The sequence below is a fragment of the Planomicrobium stackebrandtii genome (genome assembly GCF_030814955.1).
Lineage (GTDB): Bacteria > Bacillota > Bacilli > Bacillales_A > Planococcaceae > Planococcus > Planococcus stackebrandtii.
Genome location: NZ_JAUSWB010000013.1, coordinates 1 through 16,526, shown reverse-complemented (window position 1 = coordinate 16,526; position 16,526 = coordinate 1). Strand labels below are relative to the sequence as shown.

The window sequence follows — 16,526 nt, the reverse complement described above, 5'->3', positions numbered from 1 at the left end:
CTTAAGTCCGTGATGTGGTAATAGGGTTTCCCCTCCCACTCAAATATCTGTCTGTCAACGATGTTGATAGAATTAGCTAAATTGTACAGATTGTCCTATGACAGTCTGACCTATGAAATAATACCATTAATAATTCAGAATAGCAAGGGGGATTTATACTTTTTGAACTTGCTCGAAATCCAGTTCCATTTTGGTTTCGCGGCCGAAGATATCAATCGACACTTTAACTTTGCCTTTTGTATCATCAATTTCTTCCACTTTCCCTTGGAAGTTGGCGAATGGCCCTTCCATCACTTCAACTGTATCGGCAACTGCAAAATCGATATCCACTTTGCGTTCTGTCATTCCCATTTGTTTCAGGATAAAATCGACTTCTTCATCTAGCAATGGCGTCGGTTTTGCTCCCCCGCCTGATGAACCGATAAATCCTGTAACTCCTGGTGTGTTTCTGACCACATACCAAGATTCATCTGTCATGATCAACTCAACTAGGACATAGCCTGGGAAAGTTTTGCGCATGACGGTGCGTTTCTTGCCATCTTTAAAATCTGTTTCCTGTTCTTCCGGAATGATGACGCGGAAGATAAGGTCTTCCATACCCATTGTTTCTACACGCTTTTCCAGGTTTGCTTTTACTTTGTTTTCATAACCGGAATACGTATGGACTACATACCAATTTTTCTCCATAATCGTGCGGACTGAACGTCCATCCCTCCTTTTTTACCAAATAAAAAAACCCGTTCTCATAGAATCACGGGCTATTTTTATGCGTTATTCTTGTCGAATGACTTATAGTGCCAAGAACCAACGGAATACTTCCGAGATGCCTGCATCGATTACTGCAAAGAACAGAGCCATGAAAATACAAGTAGAAAGAACAACGATCGTATAACGAGTTAGTTCTTTTCGTTTCGGCCAGCTAACTTTCCGCATTTCCGAAACGACATTTTTAAAGAAACCGCCAATGTTACCCATTGTTTAAAAAACCTCCGAATTTCAAAATCACTCTATATCGTCCGGCATTCAGTTAAAATTCATATCGTTTGTTTATGCACGGTATGCCCATTGCAATGAGCACAGAATTTTTTGAGTTCCAAACGTGTGCTGGATTCCGCTTTCGCAGGAACCGTATAATTGCGGGATGCACATTTCGAGCAGCTTAAAACAATCTTTTTAGCCATGTTATCACCTTATTCAAGTTTACAGCTTTTTCAAGGTTATCACCTTAAAACAGACCTGTCAACCGCATGTCAAGAGCTCGGCATCTCATTGATCTGCAAGTGGCGCTCCAGTTTTCGCTTGACCCGCTGCAAAGCGTTGTCAATCGATTTTACATGGCGCTCCAGCTTTTCCGAAATTTCCTGATAGGATTGGCCGTCCAGGTAGAGCGCCAACACCTCTCGCTCGAGTTCACTTAATACCTCGCCCATTTTCTCTTCCATATACTGAAATTCTTCATTATGAATGATTAAGTCCTCTGGATCGTCCACGCCGTTTCCAGCCAGTACATCCATCAAGGTCCTGTCAGACTCTTCATCATAAATCGGCTTGTCCAGAGAGACATATGAATTCAACGGAATATGCTTTTGGCGTGTCGCCGTTTTAATGGCAGTGATAATCTGCCGGATAATGCATAATTCTGCAAACGCGCGGAAAGAAGACAATTTATCACTTCGGAAATCACGGATCGCCTTGTACAAGCCGATCATGCCTTCCTGGATAATATCTTCCTTATCAGCACCGATCAGAAAATACGACCGGGCTTTCATTCGAACAAAAGGCCGGAATTTGGTAATCAGAAAATCCAATGCTTCCGTGTTGCCACTGTGGACTAAACTGACAAGTTCTTCATCTGTCATGTCGGTGAATCGTTGGGGCTGAACTTGCTCATGATTTTCCACGGGTGATCCCTCCGATTGCGTGAGCCTCGATATGTTCAGTATACAGGAAGAAAAAAATGAGCTCAACCGTTCATTTCAAGCCTCTTCGCCATTTTTCGAAAATTTCCGCTACTTCACCAGACAGCGGTATTTTTGAAATCCCGCGCTGCTCCTGGATTTCTTTTACTTTTTTAGTGATGTTCTCCTGGATTTCAATCATCTCAATTTCCAGTTCCCTCGCTGAAATTCGCAACGCGCCTTTGCCAAAAATAACCCATTGCTCTGTTAAATCCGAAGTGGCCACATAAATCTGGTCACGGCGATTGTTTAAACTGGCTACCAGCTTTTCAATCCGCTCATCTGCCGTTTCGCTTTCTTTTGTAAAAATGACTTCAACATCGTGGTGCAGATTCTTGGCTTCAATGCCCGGAACCAGATGGGCGTCAAACACGATGATGACACGCCAGCCTTTATAGCTCCGGTATTCAGCCATCCGCTCAATTAGCCGGTCCCTGGCATTTGCCAACTTATCTTTTTTTAACTCCTGCAGTTCGACCCAATCACCAATGATATTGTATCCATCAACCAGCAGAATGTTCATGGCATTAAACCAGGGGATTGCGCTTTCTGTAAACTTCGTACATTAACAGGCTTGCTGCTACGGAAGCGTTCAGTGATGTAACGTGGCCGACCATCGGCAATTGGTAGAGAAAATCGCATTTGTCACGCAAAATCCGGCTCATGCCTTTGCCTTCGCTGCCAATAATAACAGCGAGCGGAAGCGCGGCATCCATTCTCCGGTAATCGACCGATTCTTTGGCATCTGTCCCGGCAATCCAAAGGCCGCGCTTTTTCAGCTCATCCACGGTCTGCGACAAATTATTGATGCGTACGACCGGCACATGTTCAATTGCGCCAGTCGAAGCTTTTGCCACGACACCTGTCAGACCAACTGCCCGACGCTTTGGAATAATCAAGCCATGAACACCGATTGCATCGGCTGTTCGCATGATAGAGCCCAAATTATGCGGATCTTCCAGTTCGTCTAAGATTAAGAAAAACGGATCTTCATTTTTTGCTGTCGCCGCATCGAATAAATCATCCAGGCTTGCGTAATTATAAGCAGCAACCGCCGCCGCAATGCCTTGGTGATTGGTATCCGTCAGTCCGTCTATTTTCTTTTTCGGCACCGACTGGACGATGACGCCCTTGTCTTTTGCCAATTGCAGCAACTCGGTGATGCCTTTTTTCTGGACGCCTTCTGCAATCCAGATTTTATTAATGTCCCGGTCTGCACGCAGCGCTTCCAGTACAGGGTTCTTGCCGCCGATTATCTCCGGTGCCAACTCTTCTTCAGTCATTTCAATACGCCTCCCAGCTCTTCGACAATCTCAATCGCATAGGAAATGATTTCGTCCACACGCGCTTGCTCTTCTTTTAAATACAGCCAGCCCAGAACCGCTTCAAAAGCGGTGCTAAAGTTATAGGTCTGAACATCGGTATTTTTTGGAACAGATCCGGACTTGGCATTGCGTCCACGTCTCATAATCGCCAATTCTGGTTCTGTCAGAAAATTTTCTTCGGTCAGCCGCTTCAGGACCATCGCCTGCGCTTTGGCAGAAACGAACGTCGTCGACTGACGGTGCAGGATGTTCGGTTTGGAACGGCCTGAACGCAATAAATGCTCGCGGATAAACTGCTCATAAACGGCGTCGCCCATATAGGCGAGGGCCAATGCATTTAGTTGATCTACATCATTTTTTCGTAAAACGTTCAACTTATTGCCCTCGCTTCCAGCGTGTGCCTTGCGCCGTATCTTCCAAAATGATCTTTTTCTCTTTGAATAAATCACGGATTTCATCAGCACGTGCAAAATCGCGGTTTTTGCGTGCTCTAATCCGCTCTGCCATCAAAGCCTCAACTTCTTCATCCAATAGCTCTTCCTGCTGGCTGAATGGCACACCTAAAACACCGGCCAATTCATCGAATACGGCAATAAAAGTTTCCAACACAATTGTCGCAGTTTGTTTTTCCAATAAATACGTATTCGACAGACGGGACAAGTCAAAAAGACTAGAAATCGCATTTGCTGTATTAAAGTCATCATCCATTGTCTCGATAAACGCTGTTTTAATGGCTTCGATTTTATGGATCCAAATATCAGAATGATCGCCAAGGTCCGCTGAAGTGCCCAAACGATGCTTCAAGTTGCCATAAGCGGTACGCAGCCGCTCCAGCCCTGCAACGGCATCTTCCACCAGCTGCTGAGAATAGTTGATTGGGTGGCGGTAATGGACCGACAGCATAAAGAAGCGCAGCACTTGAGGATCCATTTCTTTCAAGATGTCATTTACCAACACAAAATTATTCAGTGACTTCGACATTTTTTCATTATCAATATTAATATACCCATTATGCATCCAATAACGCGCAAAAGGTTTGCCAGTAAATGCTTCAGATTGAGCAATTTCGTTTTCATGATGCGGGAAAGTCAAATCCTGCCCGCCTGCATGGATATCAATGGTATCGCCTAAATGCTCGCGAGCCATGACCGAGCACTCAATATGCCAGCCCGGACGCCCTTTGCCCCATGGGCTATCCCATGAAATCTCTTTTGGCTTGGCTGTTTTCCACAGCACGAAATCCAGCTCATCTTCTTTTTTATCACCGGTTTCAATGCGTGCCCCAACTTTCAATTCATCAACTGATTGGTGAGACAACTTGCCGTAGCCTGCGAATTTGCGGGTCCGGTAATAGACATCCCCCTGCGACTCGTAGGCGTAGCCTTTTTCAATCAGCGCTTCGATAAACTCGATGATTTGCACCATATGATCTGTTACGCGCGGATGGACATCCGCTTCTGCACAACCAAGCGCTTTCGTATCTTCAAAATAAGCAGCGATAAACCGCTCCGCAATTTCCGGAACTTCCTGGCCGAGTTCATTAGCAGCTTTGATCAATTTATCGTCAACATCCGTAAAGTTTGAGACATATTTCACATCATAGCCCCGGTATTCCAAGTGACGGCGCACCGTATCATAGACGATGACAGGGCGCGCATTGCCGATGTGGATGTAATTGTAAACAGTCGGTCCGCAGACATACATTTTTACTTTTCCTTCTTCTAAAGGAATAAATTCTTCTTTTTGCCGTGATAAAGTATTAAAAATTTGAATGCTCATAAACGTTGTCCTTCTTCCTGTCTGACTTTTTTTAGCTCGTCAATTTCATATTGCAGTCTGGCAATCTTCATTTCCATACTTTCACATTTATCCATGACGGGATCCGGCATATTTTGGTGGTTCAAATCACGCTTCACTTTAACGCCGTTTTGAATCACCACTTTACCCGGAATTCCGACTACCGTTGAATTCATCGGTACGTTCTTCAAGACAACCGACCCCGCTCCAACTTTGGAGTTGGCACCGATGACAATCGACCCCAACACTTTGGCGCCGGTCGCGACCAGGACATTATCTTCCAATGTCGGATGGCGCTTCCCACGTTCTTTTCCGGTACCGCCCAACGTGACCCCTTGGTACAGGGTAACGTTGTCGCCAATCTCACACGTCTCTCCGATAACTACACCCATTCCATGGTCAATAAAAAAACGGCGGCCAATGACGGCGCCTGGATGAATTTCGATTCCGGTGAAAAAACGGCTGATCTGTGAAATAACCCGGGCAATGAAAAATAACTTATTCTTAAAGAAGAAATGCGCCAGACGGTGTGCCCATATGGCATGCAGACCGGAATAGGTCAAGATTACTTCCATGTAACTGCGCGCTGCCGGATCTTGTTCGAAAATGACATCAACGTCATCTTTTAATAACTTAAACATGTCTCTCGCTCCCTTTCTGCTCCAAAATAAAAAACGCCCCTGTCATATAAATGACAGAGACGCATAGTTGCGCGGTTCCACTCTGATTAAAAGGACAATTATGCATCCTTTTCTCTCGAAGGCCCGTAACGCAGGCAAGACGTCTGGTCTACTTGATTCGACTCAGCACTCGGAGAGGCATTTCGATGCAGCAGCGGCCCGGATCCCTTTCAGCCGGTGGGGACCTTCTCTAAAGAGCGTGCTGCATGTACTTCTTCCCGTCAACGTTTTTATTAATGGTAAATTCATTTTACACCGTTAGCGCAGGAAGTCAATGTTACGCACTCGCGTATTGGGAAACGCGGGCAATGGCTTTGTCTTTTCCTAATAGCGAAATGGAATCCGGCAATTCAGGTCCGTGCATTTGTCCGGTGATGACCACGCGGATTGGCATGAACAGGTTTTTGCCTTTATGGCCTGTTGATTTCTGGACTGCTTTGATCGCCGCTTTGATTTCAGCAGGCTCGAAGTTTTCCAAAGAAGCCAATTGCTCTTTAAATGCCGTCATCACTTCAGGAACTTGCTCAGCAGCCAAGATTTCTTTCTCGGCTTCGCCATAAGTTAATTCCTCAGTGAAAAACTGCTCGGAAAGTTCGGTGATTTCTGCACCGTAGCTCATTTGATCGTGATACAACGCAACCAGCTTGTTGGCCCATTCCGCTTGCTCTGGCGTCATTTCTTCCGGCAATCTGCCTGCTTTTTGCAAATGCGGCAGAGACAGCTTCACCACTTCTTCAAGCGGCAATTGTTTAATGTATTGGTTGTTCATCCACATCAATTTTTGCTTATCGAACATCGATGGCGATTTAGACAAGCGCTCCACATCAAAAATGCGGATCAATTCTTCTTTCGAGAATATTTCTTCTTCACCTTCCGGAGACCAGCCAAGAAGCGCAAAGAAATTAAACAGGGCTTCCGGAATATACCCCAGATCTTTATACTGTGAAATAAACTGCAGAATCGACTCGTCACGCTTCGATAATTTCTTGCGGTCTTCGTTGATGATCAAGGTCATGTGGCCGTAGCCTGGATAATCCCAGCCAAATGCGTCGTAAATCATCATTTGTCTAGGAGTGTTTGACAAATGCTCTTCACCGCGGAATACGTGTGAAATTTTCATCAAATGATCGTCGATGACCACAGCAAAATTATACGTCGGGATGCCAGTCGTCTTGACCATCACCCAATCGCCAACATCTTTTGACTCGAATGAAATCGGACCGCGGACCAAATCGTTGAACTCATATGTAACGCCGGCAGGAACCTTTGCACGAATCGTGAACGATTTGCCTGCTGCTTCTTTTTCAGCGACTTCTTCGGCCGTCAAGTTGCGGCAAGTTCCACTATATTGAGGCGCTGCAATACCGGACGCTTTTTGGGCATCACGCTCTGCCTCCAGCTCTTCCGCTGTACAGAAACATTTGTAAGCCAATCCTTTTTCAAGCATTTTTTCTGAATGCTCTTTATAAGTATCCAAGCGCTCCATTTGGCGATAAGGACCGTAATCTCCGCCGATATCAACAGATTCATCATGCTCGATTCCAAGCCATTTCAAATTATCCAGCTGGGACATGACACCTGTCTCAATATTGCGGGCCGTGTCTGTATCTTCAATACGAACGATGAATTTACCGTTATTATGGCGGGCATATAAATAGTTAAATAGGGCTGTACGGGCGCCGCCGATGTGCAGGTGGCCTGTCGGGCTTGGCGCATAACGTACGCGTACTTCTTGTGTCATTTGATTTCCTCCTAAATTTTCGTATATCCTTCTGTTATTCTATCACTCAGGGACATCGAGCGAAACCGGGCGCTTGTTCAATAAAATCACCGCTAATGCAGCGATCCCTTCTTCGCGTCCAGTAAATCCAAGATGCTCGGAAGTGGTCGCCTTGACGTTGACCTGTGAAATATCCGCTTCCAGTAATCCTGCAATTGACTCACGCATTCGTTCAATATAAGGTGCCAATTTCGGCTTTTGAGCAATCACTGTGCAATCAACATTGCCCAGTTCGTAGCCTTGTTCTTTAACATATTTCCAAATATGAGTCAGTAACTTTCGGGAATCGGCGTCTTTAAATTCAGGATCTGTATCTGGAAAATGTTTGCCGATATCGCCTCCGCCAATTGCACCAAGTGCTGCGTCCGTAATGGTATGGAGCAGCACATCTGCGTCAGAATGGCCAAGAAGTCCTCTATCATGCTCTATTTCAATACCGCCTAATATAAAAGGCCGTCCTTCTGCTAACTGGTGTACGTCATACCCTTGTCCAATTCGAATCATTTCTGTTCCTCCTGTAATCGACTCTCCAGAATAGCTCTCCCATAGATCAAGTCATCCGGTGTCGTCATTTTAATATTTTCATACGTGCTCTCAACAATAGCCACAGGATAATTCAAGCGCTCCACGAGCATCGCCTCATCTGTCCCCATAAACCCGTCATTGTGGGCTGCTTGCGCAGCTTTCAAGATCAAAGAATAACGAAAAGCCTGCGGCGTCTGGATCATCCACAATTGATTGCGGTCCACCGTTTCTGAAATGACGCCATTTTCCGCTTTTTTGATGGTGTCTTTGACCGGTACACCGGCAATCGCCGCTCCTGATGCCTGCGCAGTTTCCACCAATCGCTCAATAACTTCCTTATCAATAAAAGGCCTTGCTGCATCGTGAACCAAAACAACGCCACAAGGTGGAATCGCTTCAAGACAGGCTCTGACACTATCCTGTCTTTCGGTCCCCCCTGCAGCGTATCCTTGAACTTTTGTAATATTGTGGCGCGATACATATCCTTCAATCAGTTCCCGCTCCTGCTCTTTTACCGCCAGCCAGATCGCATCGCAATTTGGATCCCGTTGAAAAACTTCTAGCGTATAAAGGAAGATTGGTTTGCCGGAAAGCTCGAGCAACAATTTATTTTTATCTGCTTTCATTCGTTTCCCACTGCCAGCAGCAGGCAAGACGACTGTATAGTTCATTGGATAACATCCTTTATCAATTTGTTGCCGTTTGTTTGCCTTCGCGCGGCTTCGCAAAAATCATCCGCCCTGCAGAAGTCTGCAAAACACTGGTGACTGTGACATTGATCGCCTGACCGATGTATCCTTTGCCATCTTCAATAACAATCATCGTTCCATCATCCAAATAAGCCACACCCTGATTTTGCTCTTTGCCGTCTTTGATGACCACTACATGCATATCTTCTCCTGGGATGACGACAGGTTTAACAGCGTTTGCCAAATCATTGATATTCAGTACAGGAACATTATGAAGTTCACACACTTTATTAAGATTAAAATCATTGGTTACGACTTGGCCGCCCATTTTTTTCGCAGCGCGCATCAATTTCAAATCGACTTCGCTGACTTCATCAAAATTTTCCTCTGTAATCATAATAGCATCCACACGCTCACTTTGAAGCCGTTTCAAAATGTCCAAGCCCCGCCTGCCGCGTGTCCGTTTCAAGGTGTCGGAAGAGTCGGCAATATGCTGCAGCTCAGACAAGACAAATTGCGGCACTACAAAAGTGCCTTCCATGAACCCCGTTGCTGAGATGTCGGCAATCCGACCATCAATGATGACACTTGTATCAAGCAATTTATATGAAGCTTTTTCAATCGGCTCTTCCGGTTCCAGCTTTTTCACTGCTGTGAATTTGGCTGGTGTTAACATGGCTACCATTTCTTCACGCTTTTGGAATCCGACCTGGAACCCTAAGTATCCAAGCACCACAGACAGCACTAACGGCGCCACTGTCGCCACCAACGGAATATCCACAGTACTTAACGCAAAGCCGATTAGGAACGCCACCACAAGGCCAATAATCATTCCCACCGTTCCGAACAGAAGATCCGGCGTTGGTGCGTGAAGCAGCTTCTCTTCCATCCACTTCATAAAATTGATGAGCGAATCTACAAATAATAAAGATAACAGGAAAAAGACAAGAGCACCAACAATTGCAGCTACGTAAGGGTTACTAATCCATGGATTGTCGAGAAGGGGAATAAGTTCAAATGCAGATGGTAATAATAAAATTCCGACGGTCGCACCAATAAGCAAAAACATAATTTGTATAATAGGTCTTAACACACGCTCCACCTCCTTTTTATAATTATACACATTTTAAATCTTAAACGCTCCAATGACCCTTATTTAGAAATAAAAGGAGGCATAATTGCCTCCTTACTGTGGAAAAATCTCTTTTAATGCATCGTTAACACTTTCTACGCCAACCACACGAATCCCTTCAGGATAATCCCAACCGCCTAAATTTGACGCTGGAATAATTGCCCGCTTGAATCCGAGCTTGGCCGCTTCTTGAACGCGCTGTTCAATCCGTGACACGCGCCTTATTTCACCAGTCAAGCCAACTTCTCCAATAATACAATCATAGACATTGGGCGCCTTATCCCGGAAACTCGAGACTATGCTTGCAAGTACTGCCAAATCGATGGCCGGCTCGTCAAGCTTAACCCCACCTGCAACTTTAATATAGGTGTCCTGGGTCTGCATTAACATGCCCGCCCGTTTTTCGAGCACCGCCATCAACAATGACACTCGGTTAACATCGATGCCTGTAGCCATGCGTTTAGGATAGTTAAAACTCGACGGTGTCACCAAGGCCTGGATTTCAACCAGGATTGGACGCGTTCCTTCCATAGAGGCCACGACTGTAGACCCTGCTGCCCCGCTTGACCGTTCCTGGAGGAATAATTCGGACGGATTCAGCACTTCTTTCAATCCGCTTTGAAGCATTTCAAAAATTGCTATTTCATTGGTTGAGCCGAAACGGTTTTTGACACTGCGTAAAATCCGGTAAGTATGATGGCGCTCACCTTCAAAATATAGCACCGTATCTACCATATGCTCCAAAATTCTAGGTCCTGCAATCTGCCCTTCCTTTGTTACATGCCCGACAAGGAATATGGCAATGTTCTTTGTTTTTGCAATCCGCATTAATTCAGCGGTGCTTTCTCGTACCTGAGTCACACTGCCGGGTGCAGAAGTTACTTCAGGATGATGAACTGTCTGAATCGAATCGATAATGACAAAATCAGGAGCCACTTCTTCAATCGTATGATGAATCAACTCAAGATTTGTTTCTGCATAGATGAACAGCTCTGAAGATGAAGCATCCAGACGTTCTGCCCGCAATTTAGTTTGGCGAATAGATTCTTCACCAGAAATATACAATACCCGATTCCCACTATTTGCAAGCATAGCGGAAACTTGTAAAAGCAAAGTCGATTTCCCGATACCCGGATCGCCGCCAATCAGTACCAGTGACCCAGGCACGATGCCGCCTCCAAGCACACGGTTTAATTCACTTAGTTCCGTTTCCACTCGAGGCTCATCCTGTGTTTCAATTGCATTGATTGGCGTCGCTTTTTGAGGAACCGATGCACTGTGCTGAAAAGCACCGCGCGTCCCTTTTGGAGCAGCCACTTCTACTTCTTCAGTCATCGTATTCCATGCTGCACAGCCTGGACATTTCCCCATCCATCTGACTGATTCATAACCACACGACTGACAAATGAATTTCGTTTTTTTCTTAGCCATGTGTACCTCCTAAATAGAAAAAACGCTCGCCGGAGATGGCCTCCGGCGAGCGGAATATTCTTATTGTTTTTCCACTACTACTTCTTTCGCTTCTGCTGTTTCTTTTGTCCGAACGATAAATTCATCGTCCTCCACATCGAAGATAATGCGTTGGCCTGATAAAGCCGTACCTTTTAACAGCTCTTCTGACAACCTGTCTTCTACGTGCTTTTGGAGTGAACGGCGAAGTGGACGCGCCCCATACTCTGGGTCATATCCTTCTTTAGCCACTTTTTCAAGTGCTGCTTCAGTCAACTCCAAATCGATATCTTGCTCTTTCAAGCGATCAACCAACTGTTTCGTCATCAAGTTGACAATCTCTCTCAAGTTCTCTTTTTCAAGAGAATGGAAAACGATCATATCATCCACACGGTTCAAGAACTCTGGACGGAATGCTTTTTTCAACTCAGCAAGCATTTTGCCTTTCATATCTTTGTAGTCCGTTTTTGCATCATCTAAATTGAAACCGACATATTTATTGTATTTCAGTTCTTCCGCACCAACGTTTGAAGTCATGATAATTACTGTGTTGCGGAAATCGACTCTGCGGCCTTTTGAATCTGTTAAGCGGCCATCTTCAAGTACTTGCAATAGAATATTGAATACATCTGGGTGAGCCTTTTCAATTTCATCAAGCAATACTACTGAATAAGGCTTTCTGCGAACTTTCTCTGTTAACTGCCCGCCTTCCTCATAGCCAACATAACCTGGAGGAGAACCGACCAAACGTGAAGTCGAGTGCCTTTCCATGTATTCGGACATATCGATGCGAATCATCGCATCCTCATCACCGAACATGGATTCAGCAAGCGCACGCGCTAACTCTGTTTTACCGACACCGGTAGGACCAAGGAAAATAAACGATCCAATTGGGCGTTTCGGATCTTTCAATCCGGCACGCGCACGGCGAATAGCTTTTGAAATGGAAGTGACGGCTTCATTCTGACCGATAACACGGTTGTGAAGAATAGATTCCAAGTTCAATAATTTATCAGATTCTGTTTGTGCCAGTTTTGAAACTGGAATGCCCGTCCACATGGATACAACTTTCGCAATATCCTCCACTGTTACTTCAGACTCTTCTTTGCCTTGCTTTTCTTTCCATTCTTTTTTCGTTTTATCTAATTGGTTTTGAAGCTTTTGTTCTGCATCACGAAGCGAAGCCGCTTTTTCAAATTCTTGGCTTTGCACCGCTTCATTTTTCTCAGAACGTGCAGCTTCCAAACGAGCTTCCAATTCCTTCAGATCCGGTGGAGTCGTGTAAGAGCGAAGTCTTACTTTAGAGCCTGCTTCATCAATCAAGTCAATCGCTTTATCCGGCAAGAAGCGGTCCGAAATGTAGCGGTCTGACATTTTAGCAGCTGCTTCAATTGCTTCATCGGTAATTTTTACACGATGATGCGCCTCATAGCGATCACGCAAACCTCGGATAATTTGAATCGACTCGTCTACTGAAGGCTCATCCACTTGAATCGGTTGGAACCGGCGTTCAAGCGCTGCATCTTTTTCAATGTATTTGCGGTACTCATCTAACGTCGTCGCACCGATACACTGAAGTTCTCCGCGTGACAATGAAGGTTTTAGAATGTTAGAAGCATCGATTGCCCCTTCAGCTCCACCTGCACCAATTAACGTATGAAGTTCATCGATAAAGAGGATGACATTGCCCGCCTGGCGAATTTCATCCATCACTTTTTTCAAGCGATCTTCAAATTCACCGCGGTATTTTGTTCCTGCAACCACTGTACCCATATCCAGAACCATGACGCGCTTATCACGAAGGGTTTCGGGAATTTCATTGTTAACGATTTGTTGAGCCAAACCTTCAGCAATCGCTGTTTTACCGACACCAGGTTCACCGATCAGTACCGGATTGTTCTTCGTTCTGCGGCTTAATACTTCAATCACACGCGTGATTTCATCACTACGGCCGATAACAGGATCCAATCCGCCTTCTCGGGCAACCTGAGTCAAATCACGGGCCAAACCATCCAAAGTCGGTGTGTTTGCCGAAGCATTCGGGCTTGTGCCTGTAGATGCCTGCTCATTGTTGCCCAGAAGCTGCAACACTTGCTGGCGTGCTTTATTCAAGCTGACACCAGCATTTCCTAACACGCGGGCTGCAACTCCTTCACCTTCGCGAATCAGCGCCAATAGCAAATGCTCTGTACCAATATAGGAATGGCCCAATTTACGGGACTCATCAACTGACAATTCAATAACTTTTTTCGCTCGCGGCGTATAGTGGACTATCGGACCCACATCTTTTTCGCCGACGCCAACAAGTTCTTTAACGCCTTCTTCGATCAATTGTGTGTTCACTTCAATCGCTTCCAAAGCTTTAGCGGCAATACCGCCGCCTTCGCGAATTAAACCTAGAAGAATATGCTCTGTACCGATTGATTCATGTTTCATGCGAATGGCCTCTTCTTGAGCTAACTGAAGAACTTTTTGTGCGCGTTGTGTAAATCGATTAAACATCATGCAAGATCCTCTCCTTCACTATTTATACCTTCTTTATTCAATCGCTCCCGGAACAATTTTGCCCGAGCAAAATCGCGTTCTTTCGGCTGCAGCGGCTTGTCTGCATATTGCTGCAGGAATGCCGGCTGCATAAAAATCATCAATTCATTCAAAATCGACATATCCACATCTTGGATCATCTTTAAATCAATACCCAATCGAACATCTGACAAACAAGTGGCAGCTTCTTCCGTCGTCAACAGTCTCGAATGGGTAAGAATTCCAAGTGACCGATACAAGCGATCTTCCAACACCAGCGGCGAATTTAAAACAATTGCTTCTCGTGCTCTGCGTTCCTGCTGGATAATCTGCTCTGTCATATTCTCCAAATCTTGAAGAATTTCATATTCAGACTTGCCGAGGGTTAATTGGTTTGATATTTGGTAGACATTTCCTAAAGCTTCGCTGCCTTCGCCATAAATACCGCGAACCACCATGCCCAATCTAGAAATCGCAGGAATGATCCGTTGGATTTGATGGGACATCGTCAAAGCCGGTAAATGAAGCATAACCGAAGCCCGCATTCCAGTCCCCACATTGGTGGGGCAACTGGTCAAGTAGCCGTATTTTTCATGAAAAGCATAAGACAAATTTTTCTCTAATAAGGTATCCAACTCATTGGCTATTTTATAGGCATCCTGTAAGTGAAACCCTGATTGAAGACTTTGGATACGCAAATGATCCTCTTCATTGACCATAATACTCAGTTCTTCATTGTCAGACAACAAAACTGAACTGGAGTGTTGGCTATTGGCAAGGTAGGGGCTGATCAAATGCTTTTCCACCAACACTTCTTTTTGCAGCTGCGCAAGTTCTTCAATACTGATATGGCTAAAAGTATAGTCTAACTCATTGCCTTTATCTAATAATACAGAAGAGATTTCCTTATCTACTTTAAGTGCCTCATCTTCCGTAAATGAAAATGGAAACTTGAAATCAGTTAAATTTCTTGCTAATCGAATTCTGGTACTCATTGCAATATCTACATTTTCACCGTCGTTGGCCATCCAGCTGCTTGCCCGAGGTTGGAGAAACCGTTCAACTGCCACTTGAAGCACCCCCCTCAAGCTTTGAACTTAACACTCTCACTTCATCTCTCAGTCTTGCAGCTTCTTCAAAATGTTCCCCATGAATTGATACCTGCATTTGCTTGCGAAGTTCTTCAATCTCTTTTTTTATCTTTAACGTTGTACCATAAGAAGCTGGAATCTTACCAGTGTGTTCTGTATTCCCATTATGGAATCGTTTAAATATTTCATTAAGTTGAGGCGCGAATTCATCGTAACAAGAGGCACATCCGAATTTACCTAATTGCAAAAACTTAGGAAAAGTAAAACCACACGAAGGGCAAGTAACTATTTCCTTTTTGACTGGATTAATGGATGCCTGCGAAGTAGGAAACCAATTTGATAATAACTGATGAATAGCTAGTGGATCCTGCTCAAAAGCAATATTAATGCTATGGTTTTCAGCAGCACAGATATGGCATAAATGAAGCTCAGTTATCTGTCCTTGTTGCTGTTGTTTAACTATCACTGATGCAGAGCGTTCTCCGCATTGATCGCAAATCATCCCTTCACCCCTTTATGTGTTCGATTGATATTTTATTGTGAAGAGCATGGCAATGAGAATGCGCGCTCGGACTTCATCGCGTGTCGGAAGAGGCAAAAGCAGAGTCGCGCGATCTACAGCACTGAGAATCAGTTTTGCTTCTCGTTTAGAAATAATCTCTTCATCCAATAGTCTAAAAACAATATCCTCAGCCATTACCTGCGTAGCACCATGCTCCAAACGTTGGATAACTTCAGCTATGACATCCGACTTTTGATGAAGACGGATTCTCCTAATACGGATATATCCACCGCCACCGCGTTTGCTTTCTACAGAATACCCACGGTCAACAGTGAAGCGCGTGTTAATGACATAGTTTATTTGAGAAGGCACACATTGAAACTTTTCAGCCACTTCGCTGCGCTTAATTTCAATATGATCTCTTTCGCTTAATTCGATAACTTGCTTCAAATAACCTTCTATTACATCCGAAATATTCCGCATCGTCTTCACCTCTTCGCTACATAATATGCCAAAATTGACTTTGACTATATTTGACTTAATTATACACCAAGTTTTTTATAGATATCAAATAGTATGTATCGAAAAATTTCTTCAATAAAAAAGCCTTAAAGCAAATTTTGCTTAAAGACTTCTTTTTTACTCCTGATCTAGTATTCTTTTTACAAAATCCTTAGCATGGCTTGACACTGACTGTGTTTTTTCTTCTGCATATTTTGTTTTCCACTTTATTCCTTCTTGCCAGATTTCGACTGCGTCTCCTACAGAAACATTATGAGTAAAATCAGCTAAAGGAAATGTATACTGCTCTCCACTTTCTTCTGTAGCCTTTAATAATACTGTTCTTTTATCAATAGCCTCTACTTTATATATACCTGGTTTCATAGAACTCACCTCACTCTTGTTTTTCCCATTCTATAACATCTTCAATCCTAATTTTCCTTTCTTTATGAATTTTGCTTTTGTCTTTTCATTTTTTCATACAAAAAAGCCGTTACCGGAATCGGTAACGACTTGTTTTGTTTGGTTGCCCAGCGACGTCTTACTCTCACAGGGGGAGACCCCCAACTACCAT

19 protein-coding genes and 1 other annotated feature are annotated in these 16,526 nt (G+C 44.4%); all 19 genes read right to left on the bottom strand.

The annotated features are described in order from the left end of the window. Window positions 1-153: 153 nt before the first annotated feature. Window positions 154-687: a transcription termination/antitermination protein NusG gene (gene nusG, locus QOZ98_RS18210; protein ID WP_142830501.1), complete on the bottom strand. Its 534-nt coding sequence runs from the start codon at window positions 685-687 to the stop codon at window positions 154-156. A gap of 102 nt (window positions 688-789) precedes the next feature. Next, entirely contained in the window at window positions 790-975 is a 186-nt protein-coding gene (gene secE, locus QOZ98_RS18205; protein WP_142830499.1) for a preprotein translocase subunit SecE, read from the bottom strand. 59 nt (window positions 976-1,034) lie between these two features. Then, window positions 1,035-1,181 carry a 50S ribosomal protein L33 gene (gene rpmG, locus QOZ98_RS18200; RefSeq protein ID WP_142830497.1) on the bottom strand — a complete coding sequence of 49 codons (147 nt, stop codon included), beginning with the start codon at window positions 1,179-1,181 and terminating at the stop codon, window positions 1,035-1,037. A gap of 69 nt (window positions 1,182-1,250) precedes the next feature. Beyond that, complete coding sequence (sigH, locus tag QOZ98_RS18195) at window positions 1,251-1,901, bottom strand: RNA polymerase sporulation sigma factor SigH (RefSeq protein WP_308788690.1); 651 nt, start codon at window positions 1,899-1,901, stop codon at window positions 1,251-1,253. A gap of 70 nt (window positions 1,902-1,971) precedes the next feature. Next, the gene (locus QOZ98_RS18190) at window positions 1,972-2,481 is read right to left on the bottom strand and encodes an NYN domain-containing protein (RefSeq protein WP_142830493.1); all 510 of its coding nucleotides are present in this window, start codon (window positions 2,479-2,481) and stop codon (window positions 1,972-1,974) included. A 4-nt stretch (window positions 2,482-2,485) separates the two neighbouring features. Continuing rightward, a complete protein-coding gene (gene rlmB / locus QOZ98_RS18185) occupies window positions 2,486-3,241 on the bottom strand; it encodes a 23S rRNA (guanosine(2251)-2'-O)-methyltransferase RlmB (RefSeq protein WP_308788689.1) in 756 nt (251 codons plus the stop codon). Continuing rightward, a complete protein-coding gene (locus tag QOZ98_RS18180; RefSeq protein WP_308788688.1) occupies window positions 3,238-3,657 on the bottom strand; it encodes a Mini-ribonuclease 3 in 420 nt (139 codons plus the stop codon). The genes rlmB and QOZ98_RS18180 overlap by 4 nt, the downstream gene beginning before the upstream one ends. 1 nt (window position 3,658) lies before the next feature. Further along, window positions 3,659-5,062, bottom strand: a complete 1,404-nt coding sequence (gene cysS / locus QOZ98_RS18175) for a cysteine--tRNA ligase (RefSeq protein WP_308788687.1) — start codon at window positions 5,060-5,062, stop codon at window positions 3,659-3,661. Then, on the bottom strand, window positions 5,059-5,721 hold the full coding sequence (epsC, locus tag QOZ98_RS18170; RefSeq protein ID WP_142830483.1) for a serine O-acetyltransferase EpsC: 663 nt from the start codon (window positions 5,719-5,721) through the stop codon (window positions 5,059-5,061). Before epsC ends, cysS begins: the two co-directional genes overlap by 4 nt. A gap of 52 nt (window positions 5,722-5,773) precedes the next feature. Then, window positions 5,774-5,994, bottom strand: a binding site (T-box leader). Window positions 5,995-6,037: 43 nt separating this feature from the next. Further along, a complete protein-coding gene (gene gltX / locus QOZ98_RS18165; RefSeq protein ID WP_308788686.1) occupies window positions 6,038-7,501 on the bottom strand; it encodes a glutamate--tRNA ligase in 1,464 nt (487 codons plus the stop codon). A gap of 42 nt (window positions 7,502-7,543) precedes the next feature. Continuing rightward, window positions 7,544-8,044: a 2-C-methyl-D-erythritol 2,4-cyclodiphosphate synthase gene (gene ispF / locus QOZ98_RS18160; protein WP_308788685.1), complete on the bottom strand. Its 501-nt coding sequence runs from the start codon at window positions 8,042-8,044 to the stop codon at window positions 7,544-7,546. After that, window positions 8,041-8,736, bottom strand: a complete 696-nt coding sequence (ispD, locus tag QOZ98_RS18155; protein ID WP_142830477.1) for a 2-C-methyl-D-erythritol 4-phosphate cytidylyltransferase — start codon at window positions 8,734-8,736, stop codon at window positions 8,041-8,043. Before ispD ends, ispF begins: the two co-directional genes overlap by 4 nt. 16 nt (window positions 8,737-8,752) lie before the next feature. After that, window positions 8,753-9,847, bottom strand: coding sequence for a PIN/TRAM domain-containing protein (locus QOZ98_RS18150; protein WP_142830475.1), 1,095 nt, complete (start codon window positions 9,845-9,847; stop codon window positions 8,753-8,755). Between the two features lie 93 nt (window positions 9,848-9,940). Further along, window positions 9,941-11,317, bottom strand: a complete 1,377-nt coding sequence (gene radA / locus QOZ98_RS18145; RefSeq protein ID WP_142830473.1) for a DNA repair protein RadA — start codon at window positions 11,315-11,317, stop codon at window positions 9,941-9,943. A 60-nt stretch (window positions 11,318-11,377) separates the two neighbouring features. Continuing rightward, window positions 11,378-13,840: an ATP-dependent Clp protease ATP-binding subunit gene (locus QOZ98_RS18140; RefSeq protein WP_142830471.1), complete on the bottom strand. Its 2,463-nt coding sequence runs from the start codon at window positions 13,838-13,840 to the stop codon at window positions 11,378-11,380. Further along, entirely contained in the window at window positions 13,837-14,928 is a 1,092-nt protein-coding gene (locus QOZ98_RS18135) for a protein arginine kinase (protein ID WP_308788684.1), read from the bottom strand. Before QOZ98_RS18135 ends, QOZ98_RS18140 begins: the two co-directional genes overlap by 4 nt. Then, window positions 14,918-15,451, bottom strand: a complete 534-nt coding sequence (locus tag QOZ98_RS18130) for a UvrB/UvrC motif-containing protein (RefSeq protein ID WP_308788683.1) — start codon at window positions 15,449-15,451, stop codon at window positions 14,918-14,920. Before QOZ98_RS18130 ends, QOZ98_RS18135 begins: the two co-directional genes overlap by 11 nt. 12 nt (window positions 15,452-15,463) lie before the next feature. Further along, window positions 15,464-15,934, bottom strand: coding sequence for a CtsR family transcriptional regulator (locus QOZ98_RS18125; RefSeq protein ID WP_308788682.1), 471 nt, complete (start codon window positions 15,932-15,934; stop codon window positions 15,464-15,466). Between the two features lie 156 nt (window positions 15,935-16,090). Then, window positions 16,091-16,336, bottom strand: coding sequence for a hypothetical protein (locus tag QOZ98_RS18120; RefSeq protein WP_308788681.1), 246 nt, complete (start codon window positions 16,334-16,336; stop codon window positions 16,091-16,093). Window positions 16,337-16,526: the final 190 nt, after the last annotated feature.